This window comes from Mesorhizobium sp. M4A.F.Ca.ET.020.02.1.1 (genome assembly GCF_004022645.1).
In the GTDB taxonomy this organism is placed as follows: domain Bacteria; phylum Pseudomonadota; class Alphaproteobacteria; order Rhizobiales; family Rhizobiaceae; genus Mesorhizobium.
Window position 1 is genome coordinate 1 of sequence record NZ_RZOI01000337.1, and the last position, 6,344, is coordinate 6,344.

The window sequence follows — 6,344 nt, forward strand, 5'->3', positions numbered from 1 at the left end:
ACAATGCCTCAGTCGGATGATGGTTCCATGACCGGCAAAATATTTTTCAGTTGGCGGCGGACCGCCTTGCCGCCAGCCAGTCGCGCCCGGCATGGGCGAACACCGCGCAAAGCACGATCGCGCCGCCGATGATACTGGCTACCGGTGGGATCTCGCCCAGGAACAGGAAGGCGAACAGGATCGCGAACGGCACTTCGGCGGAGCCGAGCAGGCCGGATTCGGGTGCCGGGATCAGCCGCGAACCCTCCGTCCAGAGAATCGAGGCCAGCGCGAAGGATCCGCCGAAGGCGGCAAGCAGTAGCGCATCCCGTGCAGAAACCGCCAGCGGATCGGTGACGAACCAGCCGAAAACGAACAGAAGGAAGGCCGAGACCGCGCCCGCCCACACCACCGGCGTGTCGCGGAAGGCGCGCACCATGATCATGTAGAGTGCGCTGCCGGTGGTCATCAGCAGCGCCAGCCCATCACCGAAAAGATGACCGGTGCCGAAGCCCGCCCACACCATGACGCCGACGCCGCAGAGCGACACCGCGGCGGCGAGCATCGTCTGCAGCCGGACCTTTTCGCGCACCAGCAGGAAGGCGAATAACGCGGCGATGAAGGGCGAGGTCGCGTAGATGACCGCGACATTGGCGACATAGGTGAACTTGAAGGCCGCGATGAAGGCGATGCTGGCCGCGGCGCCCTCGATGGCCAGCAGCCAGCCGCGCCAGCCGAGCCGCAGGCTTTCGCGCCCGCCGGAGCGCCTGCGCCGCCACAGCACATAGAGCGCGATCAGAATCGAGCCGACGAAACCGCGCCAGCAGGTGATGGTCAGCGGATCGGCATGGATCGATTTTGTCAGCACGCCGGTGAGGCCGAATACGACGGCGGAGGCCGACACCAGAGCGATGCCCACGGTGCGTTGGGCGGCGGCCTTGGCCGCGCCATCGGGCAATGTGTCAGTCATGTCGAGGGAATCGGTCATGCCCCAGTCTACGCCCCCCTGCTGACATGGTTCCGTCAGTTGTTGTCCTAAAGCCGTTTGCGGAAATGCTCAGCCGCCGCCCGCCGGTCGCCGCGCGGGCGGCGAGGATCGTGATCGACCGGAAGAACATGATCTGCCAAACGCTGACGCCGGCGACCAGCAGCTTGATCGCGGCGTCCTGCGCCGAAAACAGGAAATAGGCGCCGCCCGTCAAGAGGATGGCGGCCAGCACCCTTTCGCGGCTTTCGAGAATGGCGACATCGGCCATGCGGCACCGGCCTGCGGACGTTGCTTGCTTGGAACTGAGCGCTTGCTTGGAACTGAGCCAACCCCTGGCCCAACAGGACCAGCCTATACGGGCGATGGCCAGCGCGGCGCTACGCCAGCTCCGGCCTTGCGTTGGGGCACAGGCTGGCGGCCGCAGCTCGCATGGACAAATGCCACCTGCCGGGGCCGCGCAAGCCCATGTCCGGCGCCTTGCAATGCTGGACGGCCACAGCCCAATCAGGTAATTTTGAGGCTTGCGGATTGATCGGCGTGGCTCGCTCGGGCAGCGGACTAAGGAGAGGGGGCGCCAATGCGTGCGCTGCATAAGTCCGGGAATTCCGATGACTGATGTGATCGATCGACTGGTGAGGGCGATGAACGCGCACCAGCTCGACGCTGTCACCGCACTCATCCACGAGAACTACCGCAGCGTACAGCCGGCCCATCCGGGCAGAGCCTTTGTCGGGCGCGACCAGATGCGCGCCAACTGGGAGGCCATGTTCGCGGGCATCCCTGACTTCCACGCGACGGTCACGCGCTCGGTCCAGGACGGTGACACGACCTGGACGGAATGGCATTGGTCCGGCACTCGCCGCGACGGGCAGCCCTTGCGCGGGGTCACGCTGTTCGAGATCGTCGACGGTCGGATTGCGGCCGGGCGACTGTATCTGGAGGACGTCGAGCGGCAGGTTGTCGGCATCGAAGACGCGGTCGAAGCCCTCTCCGGGCGCCGTCCGCCAGCTGCTGGCACCGGTTCGTGACCTCACGACCGCCCTGAAGGGCACGCTCCGCCGCTAAACCGGCCTGTCGCGATGATGCCTCGCGCTCCGCCGATCAGGACACGACCCTATTGCGTTGCCTGGTAGAGCTCCGCCGCCGCCTCCTTCAGCGCGCGCCTGCCGTCCGGCCTGAAATACATCATGTGCCCGCCCTCCACGACATCGACGCGGATGGGCCTGGCATCGGCGAGCGGTGGGACCTGGTTCACCAGGTAGCGTGAGGCGAGATAGGGCGTGACGAGGTCGGTGTAGCCGTTGACGATGACGACGCCGAGGGCTGGGTTCAGCGAACGGGCCCGCTGCAGATCGTCCATCACGCCGGCATAACCTTGCCGCGAGGTGCCGTAGTCCCAATTGTGGGTGACGTCGCCGTTGAGCAGGCGGTAGCTGATATCGGTGTGGAAATTGAGCTCGTCGCTGATATAGCCGACAAAGGCCGAGGTGAGCGCCGGCACGCTGCGGTCGAGCACCGGATCGGGACCGGCGATGCGGGCGCTCTCGGGCGCGATGTCGGCGGTGCCGATTGTAGCGTCATAGGGGCTCAGCACCTTGCGTTTGGCGCGGGCGAATTCCCTTGCGAACAGCGATGTCGGGATGCGGGCGAAATTCCGCTTAACGAGGTCGAGCGGCAGGCCGGTGATGTCGGACACGCGCTGGCTCGCCAGCCGTCCGCCTTGCTCCAGCCCGCCGGCCAAGGCGGTCAGGTAGTCGCCCATGGCATAATGTTCGACCTCGGCGAGCTTTTCCCGCAACGCATCGCCGCTGACGCCTTCGCTGCGCAGGCGCACCGCCGCCAGCGATGGCAGTTCCAGCGCCCAGTGCAGCGGCTCGAATTCGTCTGGCTGCACCAGCATGAATTCCAGCGCCGGCGAGATCAGCACGATGCCGCTGGGGCTGATGCCGACATCTTCCTGCAGCGTCCTCGCCAGCAGAGCCGCGCGGAAGCCGCCATAGCTTTCGCCGGCGAGGAAGAGCGGCGAAGCAGTGCGGCCGTTCTGCGCCAGATAGAGCCGGATGAAGGCGCCGATCGAACTGGCATCCTGATTGACGCCCCAGAAATCGTGCGTGTCCTGGCCGGGCGCCTCGCGGCTGTAGCCGGTGCCGACCGGATCGACGAAGACGAGGTCGCTCATGTCGAGCCAGCTGTCCGGATTGTCGATCAGTTTTTGCGGCGAGGGCAGGAATTCCCCGTCGGCTCCGGTGGCGATGATGCGCGGGCCGAGCGCGCCGAGATGCAGATAGGCGGAGGCCGCGCCGGGGCCGCCATTGAAGACGAAGGTGATCGGGCGGTGGGGTTCCTTCGCCGCATTCGCTGGCGGCGGCAGCGTATAGGCGACGTAGAAAATCTCGGCCGTGACATCGCCCCTGCCGGAAAGCAGCGACAGCGTGCCGGCCTTGGCCTGATAGTCGAGCTTGCGTCCGGCGATGGTGATCGAATGGTTCGTCGTCTGCGGCTGCGGCAAGAGCGACAGCACGCCGCCCGCTGGCGCCGGCGGCTCGGTGGTCCCGGCAAGGACCGGCTGGGCGAAGGCGGCAAGAGCCAGCAGGGGGACGAGTTTCAGCTTGAACCGCATAATGCCTCCGCGGGAACGACTTCCGCATAGGTATGGTCGAGAGGGTCGAAGTCAAAGGGGCGTCTCAAGACTTGGGTTCCTCGCCCTCGCCAAGGGCGGCGGAGAGGTGGCCGCGAAGCGGACGGAGAGGGGGCTTCGTAGGGCGCTCCCCTTTCCGTCTCGGCTTCGCCGAGCCACCTCCCCCCATTTCAGGGGGTGAGGAACCCAAGCCGGAATAATGTGCTATCAACCACCAAAGTATCGAAAGGAGCGCAAATGGACGCCACCGCACTCAAGGCCATGCAGGCGCCTCTGAAGGAAGCCTATCGCGAGGACGCCTCGAGCGCTCTGATCACGCTTCGCGCCAGGGGCTCGATCGACGACCAGTCGATCGCTTGCAAGGTGGAGACGGGCAGGGCGCTGGCCATCGCCGGGCTGCACCCCGCGACCGGCGGGACCGGGCTCGAGCTCTGCTCGGGCGACATGCTGCTCGAGGCGCTGGTGGCCTGCGCCGGCGTGACGCTGAAGGCGGTGGCGACGGCTCTGGAGTTCAAGCTCGGCGCTGCCACGGTGCAGGCGGAGGGCGATCTCGATTTTCGCGGCACGCTGGGGGTTGCCAGGGAGGCGCCGGTCGGCTTCCGCGCCATCCGGCTCAGTTTCGACCTCGACACCGACGAGCCGCAGGAACGCATCGATTCGCTGCTCAAGCTCACCGAACGCTATTGCGTGGTGTTCCAGACCATCAGCAACAAGCCTGAGCTGACAGTCAGCGTGAAACGCTGAAGCTACTGCGCCGAGGGCTCTTCGGCATCCCCTTCGTCGGTGAAGGGCGAGGCGCTCGGCACGCACTGCACCGCCCAGCCCTGGGGGGTCGGCTGCTTCTGGTATTCGGTGATGGCGTTGGTGCATTGTTCGCGGGTGTCGAAGGTGCTGGGCAGGACCACCATGCCGCCCTGCGGGCCGGCGATCACCAGATACCAGACCAATGCTACGCTGGGAGCAGCCATGGGAATTCCTCACTGTGCTGGTGTGGGAGAGTCGGCCGATCCTAGCAACTCCGGGCGAGCGGTGAAAGCTCGCCCGGCGCGCGGTGCTTGCGCGCGACATCACAGCCGCGTGATGTCAATCCCGCTCTTCAGGCGTCATTCGACGGCGAAGCAATAGAACAGGCCGTCGCCGCCAGTGCCCTGCAGCGCCTCCTGGCTGCAGCCGCCACGCGAGGTATGCGAGGAATTCCACGACTTGGCCGCTGCCGAATCGTCGAGCCCGGTGCGGTCGTGGTGGCCCATCATGGCTGCGCCGTCGGCGCCGCTCATCGTCCAGTCGCCGCAGGTCTGGTCGGCGATCTTGGTGCCGTCGGGCTTCGAGCCGGTCAGCACGTCATGCCGGTTCGGCTTGTCGCCGCGGCCGTTGACCACCTCGCCCTTCTCGTTGAGCGCCGTCTGCTTGGAGATGGCGTTGGCGTCGCCGTGCAGCGAGGCGACATCGTCGGCGATCTTCTCACCCTTGGCGTTGAACCAGGGGCCCTTGCCGATGCGGTCGCGCGCATCCTCGGCACCGGTCGACAGATAGGCATGCCAGGTCTTGCCCTTGACGCCGGCGGCTTCGGCCAGAGAGGCGCAATGGGCGTCGGCGCCCTTCAGCCCGCCGAGATCGGCGCCCTTGCCGGAACCGACACTGGTGACGAAGAAGCTCATCTTCGCGTCTTGCGAAAGGGCGGCGCCCGCCGTGACGGCAAGGGCGGCGGCAGTCGCGGTGGCGGCAACAAGAATGAGTTTGCGCATGGCGGTCCTCCGGTTTCGAATGTTCTACATTCGAAGAACGTAGCCGGAGGCGCATTTAATCCCTGACGCCGGTCCCCCAAAAATGCAGCGGTTTGGGAAACGACAAGCAGATAAGCGCCGAAGCTCTATTCCGGTTGCCGGTAGGCGACGAAGCGGTCGTGCTTGGCCTGGAAGATCAGTCCGGTTTCCTTCAGCTCCGGACTTGCCAGCGGCAGGATGCGCCTGGCGATCTCGGACGGATGCGGCAGCGTCTCCGGATCCTCGCCGGGGACGGCCTGCGCGCGCATGGCGGTGCGGGTGGCGCCGGGGTCGGCGGCGTTGACCCGCAGCGGCAGGCTCTGCGTCTCGTGCGCCCAGGAGCGCATCATCGTCTCGACCGCCGCCTTGGAAGCTGCGTAGGGCGCCCAGAAGGCGCGCGCCGAATGCGCCGCGTTGGAGGACATGATGATGGCGCGGCCGGCATCGGAGAGGCGGAGCAGCGGATCGACCGAGCGGATCAGCCGCCAGGTCGAGGTGACGTTGATCGTAATCACCTTTTCGAAGGTCTTGGCCTCGACATGGCCGATCGGCGAGATGACACCGAGCACGGCGGCATTGGCCACCAGTATGTCGAGTTTGCCCCAGCGCTCGTGGATGGCGCCGCCGAGCCGGTCGATGCCGGCCATGTCGGCAAGGTCGAGCGGCACCAGCGTGGCCTCGCCCTTGCCGGTCCTGTCATGCTCGGCCTTGATCTGGTCGTCGAGCTCCTCGAGCCCGCCGACGGTGCGGGCCACCGCGATCACATGCGCGCCGGCGGCGGCCAATTCCTTGGCCATGAAATAGCCGATGCCGCGCGAGGCGCCGGTGACGACCGCCAGGCGGCCGGAGAGGTCGAGGGTCATGCGAGAGCTTCCGTGAGGTGATCCGGCCTATGCGCCGCTCGTCGCCAGCAGCGACAGAGTGCGCACATTGTCGTGGCCTTCGAAGTCGAGCAGGCGGGTCGGGTATTGGCCGG

General features: G+C 66.4%; 7 protein-coding genes and 1 pseudogene. 2 read left to right on the forward strand and 6 right to left on the reverse strand.

The window, feature by feature from the left end:
- Positions 1-46: 46 nt before the first annotated feature.
- Entirely contained in the window at positions 47-967 is a 921-nt protein-coding gene (locus EN742_RS20220; protein WP_245455534.1) for a DMT family transporter, read from the reverse strand.
- A gap of 70 nt (positions 968-1,037) precedes the next feature.
- Positions 1,038-1,235, reverse strand: a pseudogene (locus EN742_RS20225) (EamA/RhaT family transporter); the annotation flags it as partial.
- A gap of 340 nt (positions 1,236-1,575) precedes the next feature.
- Between EN742_RS20225 and EN742_RS20230 the strand changes: the two are divergent.
- On the forward strand, positions 1,576-1,995 hold the full coding sequence (locus tag EN742_RS20230; protein WP_127405844.1) for a nuclear transport factor 2 family protein: 420 nt from the start codon (positions 1,576-1,578) through the stop codon (positions 1,993-1,995).
- An 86-nt stretch (positions 1,996-2,081) separates the two neighbouring features.
- Here EN742_RS20230 and EN742_RS20235 read toward each other — a convergent pair whose 3' ends face one another.
- A complete protein-coding gene (locus tag EN742_RS20235) occupies positions 2,082-3,587 on the reverse strand; it encodes a peptidase S10 (protein ID WP_128333198.1) in 1,506 nt (501 codons plus the stop codon).
- Positions 3,588-3,842: 255 nt separating this feature from the next.
- On the opposite strand from EN742_RS20235, the gene EN742_RS20240 reads away from it, so the two are divergent.
- A complete protein-coding gene (locus tag EN742_RS20240; RefSeq protein WP_127405842.1) occupies positions 3,843-4,349 on the forward strand; it encodes an OsmC family protein in 507 nt (168 codons plus the stop codon).
- A gap of 2 nt (positions 4,350-4,351) precedes the next feature.
- Here EN742_RS20240 and EN742_RS20245 read toward each other — a convergent pair whose 3' ends face one another.
- The 3 genes from EN742_RS20245 to EN742_RS20255 form a co-directional block, all read right to left on the reverse strand.
- Entirely contained in the window at positions 4,352-4,573 is a 222-nt protein-coding gene (locus EN742_RS20245; protein ID WP_126055664.1) for a hypothetical protein, read from the reverse strand.
- A gap of 135 nt (positions 4,574-4,708) precedes the next feature.
- The gene (locus EN742_RS20250) at positions 4,709-5,350 is read right to left on the reverse strand and encodes a hypothetical protein (protein ID WP_127405841.1); all 642 of its coding nucleotides are present in this window, start codon (positions 5,348-5,350) and stop codon (positions 4,709-4,711) included.
- 125 nt (positions 5,351-5,475) lie between these two features.
- Positions 5,476-6,231 carry an SDR family NAD(P)-dependent oxidoreductase gene (locus EN742_RS20255; RefSeq protein ID WP_127405840.1) on the reverse strand — a complete coding sequence of 252 codons (756 nt, stop codon included), beginning with the start codon at positions 6,229-6,231 and terminating at the stop codon, positions 5,476-5,478.
- Positions 6,232-6,344 lie beyond the last annotated feature (113 nt).

Bases quoted from the DNA above. Each gene is read 5' to 3' on its own strand.
- EN742_RS20230 (WP_127405844.1), top strand. From the start codon at position 1,576: ATGACTGATGTGATCGATCGACTGGTGAGGGCGATGAACGCGCACCAG.
- EN742_RS20235 (WP_128333198.1), bottom strand. From the start codon at position 3,587: ATGCGGTTCAAGCTGAAACTCGTCCCCCTGCTGGCTCTTGCCGCCTTC.
- EN742_RS20245 (WP_126055664.1), bottom strand. From the start codon at position 4,573: ATGGCTGCTCCCAGCGTAGCATTGGTCTGGTATCTGGTGATCGCCGGC.
- EN742_RS20220 (WP_245455534.1), bottom strand. From the start codon at position 967: ATGACCGATTCCCTCGACATGACTGACACATTGCCCGATGGCGCGGCC.
- EN742_RS20250 (WP_127405841.1), bottom strand. From the start codon at position 5,350: ATGCGCAAACTCATTCTTGTTGCCGCCACCGCGACTGCCGCCGCCCTT.
- EN742_RS20255 (WP_127405840.1), bottom strand. From the start codon at position 6,231: ATGACCCTCGACCTCTCCGGCCGCCTGGCGGTCGTCACCGGCGCCTCG.
- EN742_RS20240 (WP_127405842.1), top strand. From the start codon at position 3,843: ATGGACGCCACCGCACTCAAGGCCATGCAGGCGCCTCTGAAGGAAGCC.